General features: G+C 35.9%; 21 protein-coding genes. 7 read left to right on the top strand and 14 right to left on the bottom strand.

All coding sequences use genetic code 11. The features are described from left to right. Positions 1 to 29 precede the first annotated feature (29 nt). The 4 genes from P178_RS0107505 to P178_RS0107490 all read right to left on the bottom strand — a co-directional run bounded on the left by P178_RS0107505 (position 30) and on the right by P178_RS0107490 (position 2,465). On the bottom strand, positions 30 to 605 hold the full coding sequence (locus tag P178_RS0107505; protein WP_027065637.1) for a uracil-DNA glycosylase family protein: 576 nt from the start codon (positions 603 to 605) through the stop codon (positions 30 to 32). A gap of 83 nt (positions 606 to 688) precedes the next feature. After that, the gene (locus tag P178_RS0107500; protein WP_027065636.1) at positions 689 to 1,033 is read right to left on the bottom strand and encodes a HopJ type III effector protein; all 345 of its coding nucleotides are present in this window, start codon (positions 1,031 to 1,033) and stop codon (positions 689 to 691) included. Positions 1,034 to 1,038: 5 nt separating this feature from the next. Continuing rightward, positions 1,039 to 1,710 (bottom strand): 16S rRNA (cytidine(1402)-2'-O)-methyltransferase, encoded by a 672-nt coding sequence (gene rsmI / locus P178_RS0107495; protein ID WP_027065635.1) that lies wholly within the window; start codon positions 1,708 to 1,710, stop codon positions 1,039 to 1,041. A gap of 62 nt (positions 1,711 to 1,772) precedes the next feature. Next, a complete protein-coding gene (locus P178_RS0107490; RefSeq protein WP_027065634.1) occupies positions 1,773 to 2,465 on the bottom strand; it encodes a hypothetical protein in 693 nt (230 codons plus the stop codon). 104 nt (positions 2,466 to 2,569) lie between these two features. On the opposite strand from P178_RS0107490, the gene P178_RS0107485 reads away from it, so the two are divergent. The 7 genes from P178_RS0107485 (at position 2,570) to arfB (ending at position 9,853) form a co-directional block, all read left to right on the top strand. Next, positions 2,570 to 3,214, top strand: a complete 645-nt coding sequence (locus tag P178_RS0107485) for a thymidine kinase (protein ID WP_027065633.1) — start codon at positions 2,570 to 2,572, stop codon at positions 3,212 to 3,214. After that, positions 3,207 to 4,313, top strand: a complete 1,107-nt coding sequence (gene alr / locus P178_RS0107480) for an alanine racemase (protein ID WP_027065632.1) — start codon at positions 3,207 to 3,209, stop codon at positions 4,311 to 4,313. The genes P178_RS0107485 and alr overlap by 8 nt, the downstream gene beginning before the upstream one ends. Positions 4,314 to 4,397: 84 nt before the next feature. Beyond that, positions 4,398 to 4,805 (top strand): large conductance mechanosensitive channel protein MscL, encoded by a 408-nt coding sequence (gene mscL / locus P178_RS0107475; protein ID WP_027065631.1) that lies wholly within the window; start codon positions 4,398 to 4,400, stop codon positions 4,803 to 4,805. Positions 4,806 to 5,034: 229 nt separating this feature from the next. Continuing rightward, positions 5,035 to 6,024: an aspartate-semialdehyde dehydrogenase gene (locus P178_RS0107470; RefSeq protein ID WP_027065630.1), complete on the top strand. Its 990-nt coding sequence runs from the start codon at positions 5,035 to 5,037 to the stop codon at positions 6,022 to 6,024. A gap of 86 nt (positions 6,025 to 6,110) precedes the next feature. Continuing rightward, positions 6,111 to 8,267, top strand: a complete 2,157-nt coding sequence (locus P178_RS0107465; protein ID WP_027065629.1) for a prolyl oligopeptidase family serine peptidase — start codon at positions 6,111 to 6,113, stop codon at positions 8,265 to 8,267. An 85-nt stretch (positions 8,268 to 8,352) separates the two neighbouring features. Next, entirely contained in the window at positions 8,353 to 9,345 is a 993-nt protein-coding gene (locus tag P178_RS0107460; protein WP_027065628.1) for an ABC transporter ATP-binding protein, read from the top strand. A 106-nt stretch (positions 9,346 to 9,451) separates the two neighbouring features. Further along, the gene (arfB, locus tag P178_RS0107455; protein WP_027065627.1) at positions 9,452 to 9,853 is read left to right on the top strand and encodes an alternative ribosome rescue aminoacyl-tRNA hydrolase ArfB; all 402 of its coding nucleotides are present in this window, start codon (positions 9,452 to 9,454) and stop codon (positions 9,851 to 9,853) included. Between the two features lie 4 nt (positions 9,854 to 9,857). Here the strand turns inward: arfB and P178_RS0107450 are convergent, their stop codons facing one another. The 10 genes from P178_RS0107450 to P178_RS0107405 all read right to left on the bottom strand — a co-directional run bounded on the left by P178_RS0107450 (position 9,858) and on the right by P178_RS0107405 (position 18,727). After that, positions 9,858 to 11,186: a GntP family permease gene (locus P178_RS0107450; protein ID WP_027065626.1), complete on the bottom strand. Its 1,329-nt coding sequence runs from the start codon at positions 11,184 to 11,186 to the stop codon at positions 9,858 to 9,860. Positions 11,187 to 11,334: 148 nt separating this feature from the next. Continuing rightward, positions 11,335 to 11,805 (bottom strand): 3-oxoacyl-ACP synthase, encoded by a 471-nt coding sequence (locus P178_RS0107445; protein ID WP_231500517.1) that lies wholly within the window; start codon positions 11,803 to 11,805, stop codon positions 11,335 to 11,337. Further along, positions 11,792 to 12,403, bottom strand: a complete 612-nt coding sequence (locus P178_RS0107440) for a hypothetical protein (protein WP_027065624.1) — start codon at positions 12,401 to 12,403, stop codon at positions 11,792 to 11,794. The genes P178_RS0107445 and P178_RS0107440 overlap by 14 nt, the downstream gene beginning before the upstream one ends. Positions 12,404 to 12,572: 169 nt before the next feature. Beyond that, positions 12,573 to 13,688, bottom strand: coding sequence for an NAD(P)/FAD-dependent oxidoreductase (locus tag P178_RS0107435; protein WP_027065623.1), 1,116 nt, complete (start codon positions 13,686 to 13,688; stop codon positions 12,573 to 12,575). Between the two features lie 21 nt (positions 13,689 to 13,709). Further along, positions 13,710 to 14,684: a polysaccharide deacetylase family protein gene (locus tag P178_RS0107430; RefSeq protein ID WP_051638203.1), complete on the bottom strand. Its 975-nt coding sequence runs from the start codon at positions 14,682 to 14,684 to the stop codon at positions 13,710 to 13,712. A gap of 118 nt (positions 14,685 to 14,802) precedes the next feature. Further along, positions 14,803 to 16,155 carry an acetyl-CoA carboxylase biotin carboxylase subunit gene (gene accC, locus P178_RS0107425; RefSeq protein ID WP_027065621.1) on the bottom strand — a complete coding sequence of 451 codons (1,353 nt, stop codon included), beginning with the start codon at positions 16,153 to 16,155 and terminating at the stop codon, positions 14,803 to 14,805. Positions 16,156 to 16,240: 85 nt separating this feature from the next. Next, on the bottom strand, positions 16,241 to 16,729 hold the full coding sequence (gene accB / locus P178_RS0107420) for an acetyl-CoA carboxylase biotin carboxyl carrier protein (RefSeq protein ID WP_027065620.1): 489 nt from the start codon (positions 16,727 to 16,729) through the stop codon (positions 16,241 to 16,243). Between the two features lie 33 nt (positions 16,730 to 16,762). After that, on the bottom strand, positions 16,763 to 17,758 hold the full coding sequence (locus P178_RS0107415) for a beta-ketoacyl-ACP synthase III (protein WP_027065619.1): 996 nt from the start codon (positions 17,756 to 17,758) through the stop codon (positions 16,763 to 16,765). A 233-nt stretch (positions 17,759 to 17,991) separates the two neighbouring features. Further along, a complete protein-coding gene (gene rpmF, locus P178_RS0107410; protein WP_027065618.1) occupies positions 17,992 to 18,189 on the bottom strand; it encodes a 50S ribosomal protein L32 in 198 nt (65 codons plus the stop codon). A 7-nt stretch (positions 18,190 to 18,196) separates the two neighbouring features. After that, positions 18,197 to 18,727, bottom strand: coding sequence for a YceD family protein (locus tag P178_RS0107405; protein ID WP_027065617.1), 531 nt, complete (start codon positions 18,725 to 18,727; stop codon positions 18,197 to 18,199). Between the last annotated feature and the right edge of the window lie 7 nt (positions 18,728 to 18,734).

Genomic DNA, 18,734 nt, shown 5'->3' with positions numbered 1-18,734 from the left:
CGTATTCAAATATTTTGGATGCGCATTTTTTATCCCTTCAAAATCTTAGCAACCAATTCCTGCAACTCACCAACAACATCTTCCTCGAACCAAGGATTTTTACTACGCCAAAAGCGATTTACAGGTGATGGATGTGGTAGAAGAAAATATTTAGGCAAGTATTCTTTGTAATGCAATACATTTTCGGTCAAGTTTTTTTTGGACTGCTTCCCTAGGTATTGATCTTGAGAATATTTACCGATTAAAAGAATCAGTTTTACATTAGAAAACTGTTCCCACACACGTGAATGCCACAAAGGAGCACATTCTTTTCTAGGTGGTAAATCGCCTGTTTTTCCTTTTCCTGGGTAACAGAAACCCATGGGCAGTACAGCAAAATTATCGGGATTATAGAATACCTCTTCGCTGACACCAAGCCATTCCCTTAATTTTCTTCCGCTTGGGTCGTCCCAAGCTTTATTTTCTACATGTGCCTTTCTACCTGGTGCCTGACTGACCAAAATGATTTTAGAATTACTATTACCCGCAACAATAGGTCTTGGTTCTAAAGGCAAATGTGCCTTACAAATCTCGCATCCTCTTATTTCAAATAATAAACCTTCCATCTTATTTTATTTATGGTCATAACCTTCCCAATTATTGTAGACGGAAATAATTCGTACTAATTTGACAGACCTAAGTACGCCCCTTAAATCAATTTTAATGCCTCACCATCAAAGCTTAAACCTTCGAAACCAGTTTTTATAAAGTTTCTAATATTTTGGTGAGAGCTACCTTTAAGGTCAAGAAGCACTTCATCAAAATAATATGCTCCAAAACAAGCCAAGGTTTCCTGTTTGGTAAGTCCTTCTTTTAGTGCAAAAGAAAATAATTTACAAGAACCCGAATTTTGACCAGCATCATTACTTACTGTTCCGTTTGTGTATGCCGTAGGTGTAAAAATGTATTTAGAATCTATAGCAACCATAGTTTCTGAAAAGGAAATATCTTTTGGACTATCAGCTAATTTTATTTTGAATTCTTGTATTGTCATAATGTTTATTTATTCCCCCCAACCACAATTACTATTTCTCCTTTTGGTGGTTTCTCAGTAAAGTGTTTCAGAACTTCTTCGGCAGTACCTCTAATTGTTTCTTCATAAAGTTTTGTCAACTCCCTTGATACGGAAACAGGTCTTTCAGCTCCGAAGTTTTCTACAAAATGAGCTAAGGTCTTCAATAATTTATGCGGAGATTCATAAAATATAATGGTACGTGGTTCTTCTGCCAATAGTTTTAAACGAGTTTGTCGCCCTTTCTTAACCGGTAAAAATCCCTCAAAAACAAACTTATCATTTGGCAAACCACTATTAACCAAAGCGGGAACAAAAGCTGTTGCACCTGGTAAACATTCTACCTCAACACCTGCTTCAACACAGGCACGTGTCAATAAAAAACCAGGGTCAGAAATTGCGGGCGTGCCAGCATCTGATATCAAAGCAATGTTCTCACCTCCCCTTAATTTGCCAACTAAATAGTCTACCATATTATGCTCATTGTGCATATGATGACTTTTCATTTGAGTACCAATCTCAAAATGATGTAATAACTTACCACTTGTACGGGTATCTTCAGCAAGAATAAGATCCACTTCTTTAAGAATTCTAATTGCTCTTAAAGTCATATCCTCCAAATTGCCTATTGGTGTTGGCACTAAATAAAGCTTTCCCATTTATTTTTAAAGTAAAAAACCCAACACAAGTGCTGGGTTTGTGATACACAAAATTATCATTATTAAGAGAATCTTCGAGATACTAACTCAATAAATCGTTCTTCAAACGGTTCTTTTCCTGCCCAGTTATTGTAATCAGGTTTCACCATATTCTTTATAAAAGATATAGAACGTTCTTCTGAATCTATCGTATTCAATTGAGATAATACACGGTTATAATCTTCCATGCTATTATTAAACAAATGCTTTACAAATGCCAAACGGTCATTTAAGTCAACCTTTACATTGCTTTTTGCCAAACGATCATTCAATGATTTTGGTGCTGCATTAGTTTGTTTTAAATCTTCTTTTGATGGCATAAAGAGTTCCTTGTCATTTTTCATCAAATCTGGCTTTGACATAAACTCAGCCAAAACATCCTCTAAATCATCATTACTAGGCATTTCAGATATGAAACCTTTTATGGTTTCCATACCAGGGTGCTTAACTATATCCTCATCATGCGGATTATTCTCTGGTACTCCTGTGTTTCCCTTTAATACCGCGGTTGCCATTTCTTCAAATTTTGCCGCAATAGCATTTTTGGAAACATCAACTTCCATATCATTTAGTTCAACCTCAATAAACTTAAGCACAGCAAGTTTCTCATATAGGTTTTTAGAAACCTCATACAAATTTGTTACATCATCTAAATTATCAGCAGTCAAAATTTCTGTAGATAACTTTCTCAATTCCAGTTTCAACTTATTTTTCATCTCACAATTTTTACGGTAAAGACCTAAATAGCGGGTTTTTTAAATACCTTTATCATTCTTAAATAATAAACGAAAAACCCATTATTTTCGTCTAAAATTACAAAATGTTTCTTGAAAACACAGTTAATCCTAAAGAACAATTCGGCTGGATAGAAGTCATTGCCGGGTCAATGTTTTCTGGAAAGACAGAAGAATTGATTCGTAGACTTAAAAGAGCACAGTTTGCCAAATTAAAGGTTGAAATCTTTAAGCCAATGGTAGATACACGCTATGATGATGAAATGGTGGTATCTCATGATGCCAACGAAATTCGTTCTACGCCCGTACCCGCAGCTGCCAACATTAGAATATTGGGAGACACATGCGATGTTATCGGTATTGATGAAGCCCAATTTTTTGATGACGAAATAGTTACTGTTTGCAATGACCTAGCTAATAAAGGTGTTAGAGTTATTGTAGCTGGTTTGGATATGGACTTTAAAGGCAAGCCTTTTGGACCTATGCCCGCTCTTATGGCTACGGCAGAATATGTTACTAAAGTACACGCCATTTGTACCCGTACTGGTAATTTGGCCAATTACAGTTTTAGAAAATCTAATAACGACAAATTGGTAATGCTAGGTGAGGTAAATGAATATGAGCCTTTAAGCCGTGGTGCATATTATAAAGCTATGCTTAAAGAGAAAGTGAAAACGATGGATGTAAAATCTGAGGAGATTGATACAGTCAAAAAGAATGCTAATGGCTAAGGCAGAAGAGACCGTTTTAGAGATTGACCTAAAGGCACTTGGTCATAACTACAGATATTTACGCTCTAAAATAAAGCCTGAAACTAAATTTATGGCAGTCGTTAAGGCATATGCTTATGGTAGTGATTCTGTTTCTATTGCTAAACATTTGCAAGATTTAGGTGTTGATTATTTCGCTGTAGCTTATGTAAATGAAGGCATTACTTTAAGAGAAGGTGGTATTACCGCACCTATTTTAGTACTTCACCCACAAAAAATTCATTTTAAAACTTTAATTGAACATCGTTTAGAGCCAAGCATATACTCTAAAGCTATATTGGCAGATTTTGTAGCGACAGCCCAGAAATTGAATACTTTAGATTATCCAATTCATTTAAAATTTAATACGGGACTAAATAGGTTAGGTTTCTCTGCGGATGAACTCCCAGAAATTTCAGTCCTTATACAGCAACAACAAGCGGTAAAAATTATTGCTATATTATCGCATTTAGCCGCCACCGAGGATAGTAAAGAAACGGAATTCACCAACCTTCAATTACACCGTTTCGATGCTATTTGCCAGCAAGCAGATGCTTTATTTAAAACCAAAACTTTAAAGCATGTATTAAATACTTCTGGTATTATCAACTACGCACATGCCCAGTATGATATGGTTAGAAGTGGCATAGGACTTTATGGTTACGGCAATGAACCTCATGTTGATGAAGCATTACAACCTGTAATGACTTTAAAGACTATCATCGCCCAAAAGCATAGTATTCCTTCAGGGGAATCTGTAGGTTATAATCGTAAATACAAATCGAACTCGGAAACCGTTACCGCTACTTTACCCTTGGGTCATGCAGACGGTATTGGTAGACAATATGGACAAGGTAAAACCTTTGTAAGTATTAATGGTCATATGGCTCCTATAATAGGAAATGTTTGTATGGATATGATTATGGTAGACGTAACAAATGTAGAGTGCAAAGAAGGTGATGAGGTAATCATTTTTGGCAAAGAATTACCAGCAAATAAATTTTCCCAAACTGCCGAAACAATATCGTATGAACTTCTTACTGGACTCTCTCAACGTATTAAGCGGGTTTTAACAAACTGATTTATTAACATTTCATTAAGGTTTGAGCTTTTTTTAGTAAATTGCAATACTTATAATATAACCATTAACTTAAATTAAGTACACATGTTAAAAGAATTCAAGAATTTTATTATGACGGGTAACGTCATTGATTTTGCTGTTGCAGTTATTTTGGCCGGAGCAGTAGGATTAGTAGTGAACGGTTTTGTAGCTGATATCATTATGCCAATCGTAGGTCATTTCGCAGGCGGAATTGATTTTGCAGATATGAAAATAATCTTAGATGAAGCTGTTGTTGCTGCTGATGGCACCGTAACTACTGCTGAAAATGCAATCCGTTGGGGAGCTTGGATCAATACTATTGTAAACCTTATAATTGTTGGTTTCGTAATGTTCATGATTGTTAAAGCTTACAACAAAACTAAAACTCCACCAGCTCCAGTTGAAGAAGCTCCAAAAGGACCTACTGCTGAAGAATTATTGGTAGAAATTAGAGATGCTTTAAGAAAGTAATTTATAATACTCCCTAATAAATAGGGAACCGTTGCACTGCAACTAACAATAACTAAAACCGTCAACTTTGTTTCGCTAACATTGTTGACGGTTCTTTTTTTGTTCAATACTCTAAATAGTACAATGTTATAAATAAAACATTTTGTTATATTTTGATTATTCTTTTCTTTTTTACTTGTGTAAGTACCAGTATTACCTATTTTTGCCGCTTAATATAATTGGTTAACAAATGAAAGTAGCTGTAATTGGTGCCACAGGCATGGTGGGCGATGTAATGTTGAAAGTATTGGCTGAACGTAATTTTCCATTAACGGAATTATTATTAGTTGCCTCTGAACGTTCTGTAGGTAAGAAAATGACCTTTCAAGGAAAAGAGCATACGGTAATAGGCTTAGCAGATGCTGTAGCCGCTAGACCAAATATTGCTATATTTTCAGCAGGTGGTGACACCTCTCTAGAATGGGCTCCAAAATTTGCGGAAGTTGGTACGACTGTAGTAGATAATTCTTCTGCTTGGAGAATGGATCCTACTAAAAAATTAGTGGTTCCTGAAATTAATGCTCATGAGCTTACCGCTGAAGACAAAATCATTGCAAATCCTAATTGCTCTACAATTCAGCTAGTAATGGCATTATACCCATTACATAAAAAATATAAAATGAAACGTGTTGTAGTTTCTACATACCAATCCGTTTCAGGTACTGGTGTAAAAGCTGTTCAACAACTTGAAAATGAAATTGCAGGTGTACAAGGTGAAATGGCATATCCTTACCCAATTGGTAGAAATGCATTGCCTCATTGCGATGTTTTCATGGAAAACGGTTACACTAAAGAAGAGATGAAACTGGCTCGCGAACCTCAAAAAATATTAGATGACCGCACATTTTCAATAAGCGCTACAGCAGTTAGAATACCTACCGCTGGTGGTCATTCAGAATCTGTAAACGTTGAATTTGAAAATGATTTTGAGTTAAACGAGGTTCGAAGATTATTAAATGAAATGCCCGGTGTAACAGTTCAAGATAATCCTGATACCAACACCTACCCAATGCCAATTTATGCACACGATAAAGATGAGGTTTTTGTTGGGCGTTTACGTAGAGATGAAACTCAAAGAAACACTTTAAATATGTGGATTGTTGCCGATAATCTTAGAAAAGGTGCTGCAACAAACGCTGTACAAATTTCAGAATATCTAGTTGAAAAAGGCTTAGTATAAATTATACCTTTTTCAACGTTAAAACCTTCAAAACATAGCTGTTTTGAAGGTTTTTTTATGGTATTTTAGTGCAAACTCAACTGCTAATGAAAAATATAATCCCTGCGCTACTTATCTTGGCGCTGATTTCTTCCTGTATAAACGAACCTAAACCTGAACCCATTACCGTGAAATACCCCGTTACCGCAAAAGTTGATACTGTAGATACTTATTTTGGCACCGAAGTTAAAGACCCTTATCGTTGGTTAGAAGATGATCGAAGCCCAGAAACAGAAGCTTGGGTAAAAGAACAGAATAAGACAACATTGGGGTATTTAGAGCATATTCCCTTTAGAAATGATCTAAAAAATCGTCTTGAAAAACTATGGAATTATGAAAAATTAGGATCGCCTTTTAAAAAAGGGGATTACACCTATTTCATGAAAAACGACGGACTCCAAAATCAATATGTCGTTTATAGAGCTAAAGGTGATGAGAAACCCGAGGTTTTTTTAGATCCGAATACATTTTCTGAAGATGGCACTACATCTTTGGCAGGTTTGAGTTTTACTAAAGATGGTTCATTAGCAGCCTATCAAATTTCTGAAGGAGGTAGCGATTGGCGAAAAGCAATTATTTTAAATGCCGAAACCAAAGAGATCGTAGAAGACACGTTGATTGATATTAAATTCAGCGGACTCTCTTGGAAAGGTAAAGAAGGTTTTTACTATTCTAGTTATGACAAACCAAAAGGCAGTGAGCTATCGGCTAAAACCGATCAACACAAAGTATACTATCATAAATTAGGCACACCTCAAAAAGACGACGAACTTATTTTTGGAGGAACTTCTCTAGAAAAGCATCGCTATATAGGTGCTAATGTTACCGAAGATAACAAGTACTTATTAATAAGTGCATCTGTTTCTACCTCTGGCAACAAATTGTTTATTCAAAATTTAGAAGACCCAAACGGATTACTTATCCCTATGGTCGAAGACACTGATTCTGATAATTACGTTATTGACAACGTCGGTTCTAAGCTGTATATCGTTACCAATAGAAATGCACCTAACAAGAAAATAGTTACTGTTGACGCTGCTAGCCCAGAAGCAAAGAACTGGGTAGATTTTATCCCGGAAACGGAGAATGTATTAAGTCCGAATACTGGTGGCGGTTATTTCTTTACCGAATATATGGTAGACGCTATTTCTAAGGTAAATCAATATGATTATGACGGTAAACTGATTCGTGAAGTAAAATTACCAGGCATAGGTTCTGTTGGCGGATTTGGTGGAGAGAAAGATGATAAAGAGCTATATTTCTCTTTTACCAATTATAACACTCCAGGTTCTACCTATAAATTTGACCCTGCAACCGGTGAATATGAATTGTACTGGAAACCAGAAATAGATTTTAATCCTGCTGATTATACTTCTGAACAAGTTTTCTATGCTTCTAAAGATGGTACCAAAGTACCTATGATTATCACCTATAAAAAGGGAACAGAATTAAACGGTAAAACCCCGACAATTCTATATGCCTATGGCGGATTTAATGTAAGCTTAACTCCGTCTTTCAGCATCGGTAATGCCGTTTGGATGGAACAAGGCGGAATTTATGCTGTTCCTAATCTACGAGGCGGAGGTGAATATGGTAAAAAATGGCACGATGCGGGCATCAAAACTAAAAAGCAAAATGTGTTCGATGACTTTATTGCTGCTGCAGAATATTTAGTGGCCAACAACTATACTTCAAAAGAATATTTAGCAATTCGCGGAGGTTCTAACGGAGGATTACTAGTTGGCGCCACAATGACGCAAAGACCAGATTTAATGCAAGTAGCATTGCCTGCAGTTGGCGTTATGGACATGTTACGTTATCATACGTTTACGGCTGGCGCCGGATGGGCATACGATTACGGTACCTCAGAAGATGATGAGGAAATGTTCAAATATTTAAAAGGCTATTCGCCTGTACATAATATAAAAGCAGGTACAGCTTACCCAGCTACTTTGGTTACAACAGGTGACCATGATGATAGAGTGGTGCCAGCCCATAGTTTTAAGTTTGCCGCAGAGCTTCAAGAAAAGCAAAAAGGTACCAACCCAACGTTAATAAGAATTGAAACAAATGCCGGACATGGTGCTGGAACTCCTGTAAGTAAAACCATAGAGCAATATGCAGATATTTTTGGCTTTACACTCTACAATATGGGCTACACCGAGCTACCTAATAAAAGTGTTTTAAAAGAATTTAAGAAGTAATTGCTTTTTAAAATCAATAATTTATTGAAAAATCCGTTTCATATTGGAACGGATTTTTCAATTTTGCATTCCTAAGTACAAAAGCATGTTACGAGTAGAAAACCTATCATTTTCTTATGATAAACTTCCAGTATTAGAATCCATTAATTTACGTATTCAGCGTGGAGAACATGTGGCTATCATTGGTGAAAGCGGGTGTGGCAAAAGCACCTTGTTGAAACTAATGTACGGACTAATGGATTTAGATCAAGGTGAGATCTTTTGGGAGGATGAACAAATTTTAGGTCCGGCTTATAACTTGGTACCTGGTCCTGCTTTTATGAAATATCTATCGCAAGATTTTGATTTAATGCCTTTCACTTCCGTATCTGAAAACATTAGCCAATACCTTTCTGTCTTTTATCCAGAAGAACTTAAAGAAAGAACACAAGAGCTATTAGAAATGATAGAGCTTACCGAATTTGCCAATACAAAAGTAAAAACACTTAGTGGAGGGCAACAACAACGCGTTGCATTAGCTAGAGTATTAGCACAAAAACCAGAGATTTTACTACTAGACGAGCCTTTTAGCCACATAGATAATTTTCTTAAAAACAGTTTACGCCGTAATATTTTCAATTATCTGAAAGAGAATAGAATTACAACCATTGTCGCAACACACGATGTAAACGATGTGTTGCCTTTTGCCGATCGTGCAGTTGTTTTACGGGACAGAGGCATTATAGCTAGGGCAAGACCTATGGAGCTTTATAAAAATCCAAAAAATCTGTATGTCGCTTCACTTTTCGGTGAATCAAGTATGATTTCTATAGATGTACTTAAAACATATGCGAATACCAAAAGAAAAATTATCGTTTATGCTCACGAGTTTCGAGTTTCACCTTCATCAGGATTTCATGTTACTGTAGAAAAAGCTTACCCAATGGGTGCCTATTACTTAACCGAAAGTAAAAGTGATGATGATGAAACCATCTTTTTCAATGCAGATAAATTATACCCGAAGGGGAAAGAAATATTTTTAAACGTCGCCATCGAAACAATCAATCAGCGCATACAAGAGGCTTCTTCAAATTCATAAATAAAAATACAACGACTGTTTATGTCTTATAAATATTCAATCTTGAGCCTACTTTTCATAGCAATGTAGAGACATTTCTTTTGTTTACATTTGTTAAAAGCCCGTTGTGCAACAAGAACAAATACTTACCGAGTTACAATTTAAAGCTATTAGAAGTAGTGGTCCCGGTGGGCAGCACGCAAATAAAGTATCCTCTAAAGTAGAATTATCATTTCATATTGAGTACTCAGCCGGACTTACAGAACGTCAGAAAAAAAGAGCACTTCTAAAACTGGGAAATAAAATTAGTAAAGAAGGAAATTTAATTTTACAGTGTGATGAATCTCGTAGCCAGCACAAAAACAAAGAATTGGTTACTAAAAGATTCTTGAAACTTCTAGAAAAATCTTTGATGGTACCTAAGGCAAGAAAGAAAAGCAGACCCACCAGATCATCTATTGAAAAAAGATTGAAAAGCAAGAAATTGGCCTCGCTCAAAAAAACGAACAGAGGTAAACCAGAATATTAAAGTACTAGGCAAAAATAGAATAGAATACAAAAACCGTAATTGCCCCTGTAAGACCAAGAATACCCGTTCCCAAACCAAAAAGTCGATAGCCTGTTTTCACATTCATTCCGCTCATTTGGGTAACCACCCAAAAGAAGCTATCGTTAGCATGAGAAATTACAGCTGACCCTGCGCCAATTACAACTACAACAAGTGCTTTTTGTATTTCGGTTTCAAAACCTAGGGATGACATCATTGGCATAATAATAGAAGCTGTAGTTACCAAGGCCACTGTAGAAGAACCTTGAGCAGTCTTTAATGCAGCAGCTAATACAAAAGGCAAGAAAATACCCATATTATAGTCGGTCAGTGTTTGCCCTAAAATATCGGCAATACCTGAATTTTGTAATATTTTACCAAAAATACCTCCCGCACCAGTTATTAAAAGAATTGATGCCGCATCTTTAATTGCCTTACCTACCCAACCAGAAGAAGAAAGCATATCATAATTTAATTTCTTTGGTAATAATAGACATAAGAACACACCAATTAATAAAGAAATTACAGGTTCACCTACAAAATTTATTAAGGCAATTAATTCACCGTCTTGAGCAAAATTGACCGAATTCAATACTGATTTGAGAACTATAAGAAAAATAGGAACTAAAATAGGAATTGATGCTTTTAGAGCACTAGGTGAATATTTTATCTCCCGTTCTGCTTCCATCGCATCTTCAACATTAGGCTCAATAAGGGTTTTAGAAGCATATTTCTTGGCGAATATAATTCCGACAATCAAAGCCACTATACTTGTTGGAAATCCAAAAGCGATAACGAGCCCTAAATCTGCGCCTAAAATACCTGCGGCGGCAATTGGTCCTGGTGTTGGCGGAACCATAGTATGTGAGGCCATTAGGCCCAACCCTAAAGCTATTGCTGGTCCTGCAATTGATATCTTGGCTTTTTTAGAGAGACTTTTGTTTAAGGGGTGCAACAGCATAAAACCGCTATCGGCAAAAACAGGTATAGAAACAATGTACCCAATGATACCCATGGCTGTTGATACTCGTTTTTTGCCAATGATACTTAGTACTTTTTCGGCTATTGCGAAAGCCCCACCGGTATGTTCTAAAAATGCACCTATAATGACACCTAAAACAATGATTAATCCAATTTTACCTAGCGTACCACCAAACCCGTCATTGATTGAAATAATAATTTCGGCATAAGGCATACCTGCAAAAATTCCGTATAAAATGGAAATTATAAATAGCGCTAAAAAAGCATGAATCTTAAGCTTTGTAGTTAATATAATTATGGCAATGACAGCGATAAGCAAATAGAAAATCTCCATAACTAAAAATCAATTTATATTTTATTCAATGCCTAATTTGACCCATTTAAGGCTGACTTTTGAAATTCTAATTAACAATTTTGATGGTAATTGCGTGAAACTTCAACTACGACAGCTTTAAGATAGCTAAATAAAATTCAACATTTAGCTAATGGATACTTACAATAGTTAATGAGTTACCATTGAAACTAAAAACATCGCCAACAGCTTTACCAAAGACGAGTTTACCAATAGGCGTTGCAGCAGATATACAGTATACCGACTTTGGCTTACTTTTAAATTCTCCTGCTGATATAGCTATATAATAAATGAAAGTATCTGTGATGACCAAACTCCCTAAACCAACTGTTTGAGCTTTTCTTTCTTTTGGAACTTTTGAAAGTAATTGTTGTGTTTTTTCTAGTTCTGCTAATTGCTGACCTAGTTTTTCTCGCTCCAATTGTATCATGGCGCGACCGGTTTCGTGCTTATCGCCAGCACTACTCTTTGTTTCTGACGTGAGCGCAGCTTCAAGTTCTTTAATTTGTTTCTGTATTCTAGTCAACCTATCGTTAACAAAACGCTCGCAAAAGTCATAAGCGTCTTTTTTTAAAATATTAAATGATTCAGTTTCCTTCAATGTGATACAGGTCTGCCAGTTTATAGATCAAGTAATTTACGATTTGATTATCACTTTCACCATCACTTAACATTTTTTGAATCTCTATTTTATTTTCCGCTTTAAAATATTCTAAATCACCAGATCGATCTTCACTAAAAATATTCCAAGATTTTAATCCGCTCAACATTGCTTTATGCGCTTCGTACCTTTTTTTTATCGTTTGTACCCTTCTTTTATCAACCTTACCCATTGCTTCATCATCATGCAATAATTTGTAGTCTGCCGTAATTTTTGCATCTGCTTTTTCCGCTTCGGTTATAATTTTGAAGTACGCCTTTGAAACTAATGATTCATATGTGGCATTAAAGCCCGTTGCTACAATTTCATCTTCTGCTAAAGAAACATCACTATCTGAACTTGCATATAAATCATCATTAGTATATGAATTGTTGGCTATAAGTGATTCTTTCCAAGCCTGACTTTTAATATGCTCTTTCCAAACTTTAGCGTATTCTCGTTGATAATGGGTTTTAGATAAACCACAACTGTTAAGGCATATTATTACTGCAATAGCTGTAAGGGCAGCCATTGAAATTCTTTTAATCAATGTTCTCATATAGTTTAAATGCTATTACAAACCATCTTAGCCGTCTACTGTTCTAAGTAAACGGATAAGTGCATTTAGGGTAATAGATAAAATGAGGGGACGTACAATTTATAAATAAAAACCAGAGTACAAGGCGCTTTTAGACAAGAATTAAAAAAACGGGTTAAACGGTGGTATTTTAATTATAAATATTGGCTAATTTCTTACCTATGGTACTGCCAATTGCAATACCCATGCCACCCAAACGTACACCACATGCGACATTATTAGACAATTGCTTTATAATTGGTTTTTTTTGTTGACCAACACCCATTATACCACTCCAGCTATAATCAACTTCAATAGTTTTCTCCGGTAATATGACCATTTTCAAAAGGTCTTTCAACTTATTCTCAACCAACATTGTAGTACCAAATTCAGTCGTTTCTTCAGATTTAAAATCTAAATTTCTGCCACCACCCAATAAAATTCGATTATCGATATTTCTAAAATAATAATAGCCTTCTTCGAGGTGAAACGTTCCCTTAATTTGTAAGTCCTTAATTGGTTTCGTAATGAATACCTGAGCTCTTGCCGGTTTTACGTCCTCAGATAATAGCTGTGCGGCAAATCCATTTGTAGCTATCAATAATTTCTTGGTCGTAAACTCTAAATCTTTTGTTTTAATACTCACTTGGGTACCAGAATCTTCAAACCCTTTTACATATGTAGCGTTTAAAATTGTCACTCCCTTTTGTAACGCTAATTGAACTAAAGACTTCATCATCTTACCAGTATCAATCTGTCCTTCAAAAACTTGAGTAATATAGTGCTTGTTAATGCCCTTAAAATTAAATCGGTTCGTAGTTCTTCTAAAAGCATCATCCTTAAAAACTGGATGAAGCATTTCATTTACCATCTTAATTTTATGATGACAATGTTCGAATAGTTCTTGGTCACTCTCAAAAAACAACTCATGCCCTCCATTGTTTTCATAAGCAATTGCATCATCTCCTAATAGCCCACGTAAATTTTGTATGCCGTCATGTCTATCTTGCACAAGCTTAACGACGTCTTCTGCTGAATGTGTTTTAAGGTCAGATAAAACTTCAGAAATACTGCCAAAACAGGCAAAGCCAGCATTTTTGGTACTTGCGCCTTGAGGAAGCATACCCTTTTCCAAAATTAGTATACGTGCCTGAGGGTGCTTATTCTTTAATTCTAAGGCACAATTTAAGCCTACAATGCCACTACCAACAATTGTATAATCTATGTTCGCAAACCATGATGTACGTTCCCAGTAGCTTAAGTTCATTGTATAATTAAGTTTACAGAATTATAACCCTCTTGAGTCCATTTCATCTTTTTCATACCTACTATCTTCTGCCGGATATCTAAGACTGTCTTCATATTTTCCCGATTGTTTTGCCAAAGACCAAATAAGACTTTCGCCAGCAAATTCTGAATTAGGTTGATGTTCAAAAACTTCATCACCATATGCTTTATCGGCATCAATAATCGTCCATCCCTTATTTTTAAATTCTTGTATCAAGTCCCCTAAAAACATGGCTGAAGTTAAATTATGATGTAATAATATAGTGTGGTTAATATGTCGGTCGTTCACCTCATACGATAGCTTTTCGTAATAATTTGCCCTATCTATTAAATGCTGTAAATAATACTTCTTAAACTTAGCAACTTCTGCATTTTCAAAACCCACTTCTTTAATTCGCTTTAAAAGGCGTTGATTGATATACCAATCAGATGCATCAATAGTTACATACCCATTTTTATATTCATGAGCTTTAAGAACATTTCTTATACTATCAACCTTTAGTTTATTTGCTCCTTCTTTCAAATATGGAAACCTAAAATATTTGACCGAATTACTAAACTTAGAGATGATGGAATCTGTTTTATTCAATTCATTTTCAAATATTTCAGTATCATTTTTAACTGAATTAAAATTAGGATGTGTAAAAGAATGGTTGGCTATACTATGCCCTTCTTGATTCCAGCTATTCAATAAATATTGCCCTTTTTTATCCAATTTGTTTTTACCGGTTACAAAGAAAAGAGCCTTTAACTTATTCGTTTCTAAGTGATTTAACAACATTTTGTTCCAATCTTCAAATGCAAAGCCGGCCAAATCTGATGTTATACCATCATCAAATGTAAAACTGATAGTTTTGTTTGAAGATTGTATTTCTTTTGTTTCTGCTATAGCTCCTTTAGATTTCTCACTAGAAATTTCTTTACATCCAAAAAAAGAAACTAATAATAGTGCAGTTATAGGTATTATTTTGGTCATTAAAATAATTGGAATTTACAATGAGTTTTTCTTCCATAAATATACTTAAACGATGTAAAACCTGATTTTAAAAAAGTTTTAAAATAAAAAACTCCAACATTGCTGTTGGAGTTTGTTATTAACTTTCGGGTTGAGGATTCATTTTCCAATCGTTCATAAAGGCTGTTGTGTAATTTCCAGCCAAATAATCTGGATGGTCCATTAATTGCCTATGGAACGGAATGGTCGTTTTAATTCCCTCAATTACAAATTCATCTAATGCACGCTTCATTTTGTTAATTGCTTCTTCCCTTGTTTGGGCCGTTGTAATTAGCTTAGCGATCATTGAATCATAATTTGGAGGAATACTATACCCACTATAAACATGTGTATCCATTCTTACTCCGTGACCACCTGGCGTATGTAAGGTTGTAATCTTACCCGGTGATGGTCTAAAATTGTTATAAGGATCTTCTGCATTAATTCTACACTCTATTGAATGTAATTTTGGAAGATAATTTTTACCTGAAATTGGTACACCTGCAGCTACAAGTATTTGCTCACGTATTAAGTCATAATCAATAACCTGCTCTGTAATTGGGTGCTCTACCTGAATACGGGTATTCATTTCCATAAAATAGAATTTACGGTGCTTATCTACCAAAAATTCTATGGTACCGGCACCTTCATATTTTATGTATTCCGCAGCTTTAACAGCAGCTTCACCCATTTGTTCCCTTAACTTATCTGTCATGAAAGGTGACGGAGTTTCCTCTGTCAACTTTTGGTGACGTCTTTGTATAGAACAATCTCTTTCAGATAGGTGACATGCTTTACCATATTGATCACCAACAATTTGAATTTCAATATGTCTTGGCTCTTCAATTAGCTTTTCCATGTACATACCGCCATTACCAAAAGCAGCGGTTGCTTCGTTTACGGCGCTATCAAAAAGCTCTTCCATTTTGTCTTCAGACATTACGGCGCGCATACCCTTACCACCACCACCGGCAGTAGCTTTGATCATTACAGGGTAGCCCATTTTCTTGGCTATCTTCTTAGCATCTGCAACATCTTTCAAAAGACCCTCTGAACCAGGTACACAAGGTACACCAGCCTCTTTCATGGTTTCTTTGGCCGTAGCCTTATCTCCCATTTTGTCTATTTGATCACCAGAGGCACCAATGAACTTGATTTCATGCTCAGCACATATACGAGAGAACTTAGAGTTTTCTGAAAGAAAACCATAGCCCGGGTGAATGGCATCTGCATTTGTAATTTCTGCAGCAGCAATTATATTTGGTATCTTTAAATAGGACTCGCTACTAGCAGCAGGGCCGATACATACCGCTTCATCTGCAAAGCGTACATGCAAACTCTCTTCATCTGCCTTACTATATACAGCTACCGTTTTAATACCCATTTCTTTACAGGTACGAATAACGCGCAAAGCGATTTCTCCCCTATTGGCAATCAGTATTTTTTTAAACATCTTTTAAATTTTAAGTTCTAGGTTCGACAAGATTCTTACATACCGTTATTATAACAGTATCTAACAACTACTACTCAAAATTTAGTTAAGAAGGATCAACCAAAAATAATGGTTGATCAAACTCTACCGGTGAAGAATCATCTACTAATATCTTAACGATAGTACCAGAAACTTCAGATTCTATGTCGTTGAACAATTTCATTGCTTCAATTACACAAAGTACATCTCCTGTACCAATTGTATCTCCTACCTCAACAAAAACAGGCTTGTCTGGAGATGGCTTTCTGTAGAAAGTACCAATAATAGGAGACTTAATTGTGATGTATTTATCATCCTCGGCTTTTTTCTGCTCAGCCTCTGTAGGTGCAGCAGCTTGTGCTTCTACCGGTGCTGCAGCAACAGCTGGCATAGCTTGTTGCGCCATAGGCATAGTGTGCACATAAGTTGGCTCAGAATTCCCACTTAAGCTTCCGGTACGAATGGTAATCTTAATATCATCCGTTTCCAATTTTACCTCGCTAGCGCCAGATTTGGCTACAAACTTGATAAGGCTTTGAATTTCTTTAATATCCATATTTCTATAAGTTATAATTGGTAGTTGTTGTTGTTAGTTATAAGCCCATTTTAAGTAGATAGAACCCCAGGTAAAACCACCACCAAAGGCAGCAAAAACTAAGTTATCTCCTTTTTTAAGCTGTTTTTCGTAATCAAATAATAAAAGTGGCAATGTTGCAGATGTTGTATTACCATAGCGCTGAATATTCATCATCACTTTAGAGTCATCTACACCCATTCTTTTGGCAGTGGCATCAATAATACGCTTGTTTGCTTGGTGTGGTACTAGCCAGTTGACATCATTATCAGAAAGTTCATTTCTAGTCATGATTTTTGCCGCTACGTCTGCCATATTGGAAACGGCAAATTTGAATACCGTTTTTCCTTCTTGAAAAATAAAATGCTTTTTATTGGTGACGCTTTCTATGGTTGCCGGCATAATAGATCCGCCACCTTCCATTCCTAGAAATTGTCTTCCGCTACCATCTGCTCTTAAGTACTCATCTTGCAAACCTAAACCTTCATAGTTAGGCTCAAAAAGTGCAGCACCGGCACCATCTCCAAAAATTATGCAAGTGGTACGATCGGTATAATCTATAATAGATGACATTTTATCCGCACCTATTAGTAGTACTTTCTTGTAACGACCTGTTTCTATATGACCTGCAACTGTTGACATTCCAAAAAGAAAACTCGAACATGCAGCCAATAAATCATAAGCAAAGGCATTAACGGCGCCTATTTCAGAAGCTACAAAAGCTGCTGTTGATGCTACCATACTATCTGGAGTTGCGGTGGCAACGATAACCAAATCTATTTCGGAAGCATCAAGGCCCTTCTTTTCCATAAGGTCCTGAGCGGCTTTAATGGCTAGATAAGACGTGCCCTCACCTTCTTCCTTTTTTAATACCCGTCTTTCTTTAATACCAGTTCTGCTAGTAATCCATTCGTCATTGGTATCAACCAATTCCTCAAGCATTTTATTGGTCATTACAAACTGGGGAACATAGCCTCCTACCGCGGTAATAGCTGCTGTAATTTTGGTCATACTTTATTTGCTTTCTTGTAAAAAACTTAAAAAACGAGTCAAAAGTCATGAAAAATAATGATTTTCAACGACTTTTCGTGTAAAGTTATCGGGTTTTTAAAAAATTGCAATTGATAGCTGTAAAGCTATTACACCTTAAATTATCTGAACAACAAGGTGCTAAAATATAAATTGGACTAAAAAAAACTCCCTACTTCTAATGAAGTGGGAGCTTAGTATAAGTTCAAAAAGTCTTAAGCTTCTGCCTCTTCGGTTTTATCAACCAAAACTTGACCTCTATAATGTAATTTTCCTTCGTGCCAGTGAGCTCTGTGAAATAGGTGAGTCTCGCCAGTTGTAGAATCTGTAGCCAAAGTAGGAGCTACTGCTTTATAATGTGTTCTTCTTTTGTCTCTCCTTGTTTTGGAAATTTTTCTCTTAGGATGTGCCATTTAAACCTTATTTATCCGTTAATAGTTTCTTTAATTCGTCCCATCGGGGATCGCTTTCTTCTTTATCTGATCTTTTCTCTTTTGGTTGAAGCTCGTTTAACCTGTCTAACACTTCAGATTCTAAAGTGCCATCTTCAATACCAGGATGAATTCTTTTTTGTGGAACTGCCAATACAAGCATTTCATACACATACTGCGCAATGTTCAATTGGTGTTCGTTATGAGGAAGAATTAATATTTCATCATTTTCATCATTATACTCTTCACCAAACTTAACCACCAAATGTAAATCTCCGCTTAAAGCTTGATCATACGGTTCGCTAGTTATGTCACAATCAACATTTACTGTTCCTGATGCCTCCAAATCAACCTCCATCATTGTACTTGTTTTATTAAGTACTACATCTAAATTGATGTTGGCAGCATTGAACTCATCGTATCCAAAAGAATCAAAGAACGTATTTTCAATCTGGTAATTAAAGTTGTGTTTTCCTTGCTTCAATCCTGAGAAAGGAATATTGAACTCCTTTTGCTTCATCACGTAC

This window comes from Maribacter sp. Hel_I_7, from assembly GCF_000688315.1.
GTDB classification, from domain to species: domain Bacteria; phylum Bacteroidota; class Bacteroidia; order Flavobacteriales; family Flavobacteriaceae; genus Maribacter; species Maribacter stanieri.
This window is presented reverse-complemented; position numbering and strand designations above follow the sequence as displayed.

Coding starts and splice junctions, on each gene's coding strand:
- P178_RS0107465 (WP_027065629.1), top strand. CDS start 6,111: ATGAAAAATATAATCCCTGCGCTACTTATCTTGGCGCTGATTTCTTCC.
- P178_RS0107470 (WP_027065630.1), top strand. CDS start 5,035: ATGAAAGTAGCTGTAATTGGTGCCACAGGCATGGTGGGCGATGTAATG.
- alr (WP_027065632.1), top strand. CDS start 3,207: ATGGCTAAGGCAGAAGAGACCGTTTTAGAGATTGACCTAAAGGCACTT.
- P178_RS0107430 (WP_051638203.1), bottom strand. CDS start 14,684: ATGACCAAAATAATACCTATAACTGCACTATTATTAGTTTCTTTTTTT.
- accB (WP_027065620.1), bottom strand. CDS start 16,729: ATGGATATTAAAGAAATTCAAAGCCTTATCAAGTTTGTAGCCAAATCT.
- P178_RS0107450 (WP_027065626.1), bottom strand. CDS start 11,186: ATGGAGATTTTCTATTTGCTTATCGCTGTCATTGCCATAATTATATTA.
- mscL (WP_027065631.1), top strand. CDS start 4,398: ATGTTAAAAGAATTCAAGAATTTTATTATGACGGGTAACGTCATTGAT.
- P178_RS0107415 (WP_027065619.1), bottom strand. CDS start 17,758: ATGACCAAAATTACAGCAGCTATTACCGCGGTAGGAGGCTATGTTCCC.
- P178_RS0107500 (WP_027065636.1), bottom strand. CDS start 1,033: ATGACAATACAAGAATTCAAAATAAAATTAGCTGATAGTCCAAAAGAT.
- P178_RS0107505 (WP_027065637.1), bottom strand. CDS start 605: ATGGAAGGTTTATTATTTGAAATAAGAGGATGCGAGATTTGTAAGGCA.
- accC (WP_027065621.1), bottom strand. CDS start 16,155: ATGTTTAAAAAAATACTGATTGCCAATAGGGGAGAAATCGCTTTGCGC.
- rpmF (WP_027065618.1), bottom strand. CDS start 18,189: ATGGCACATCCTAAGAGAAAAATTTCCAAAACAAGGAGAGACAAAAGA.
- P178_RS0107490 (WP_027065634.1), bottom strand. CDS start 2,465: ATGAAAAATAAGTTGAAACTGGAATTGAGAAAGTTATCTACAGAAATT.
- P178_RS0107460 (WP_027065628.1), top strand. CDS start 8,353: ATGTTACGAGTAGAAAACCTATCATTTTCTTATGATAAACTTCCAGTA.
- P178_RS0107440 (WP_027065624.1), bottom strand. CDS start 12,403: ATGAGAACATTGATTAAAAGAATTTCAATGGCTGCCCTTACAGCTATT.
- rsmI (WP_027065635.1), bottom strand. CDS start 1,710: ATGGGAAAGCTTTATTTAGTGCCAACACCAATAGGCAATTTGGAGGAT.
- P178_RS0107405 (WP_027065617.1), bottom strand. CDS start 18,727: ATGAAGCAAAAGGAGTTCAATATTCCTTTCTCAGGATTGAAGCAAGGA.
- P178_RS0107435 (WP_027065623.1), bottom strand. CDS start 13,688: ATGAACTTAAGCTACTGGGAACGTACATCATGGTTTGCGAACATAGAT.
- P178_RS0107485 (WP_027065633.1), top strand. CDS start 2,570: ATGTTTCTTGAAAACACAGTTAATCCTAAAGAACAATTCGGCTGGATA.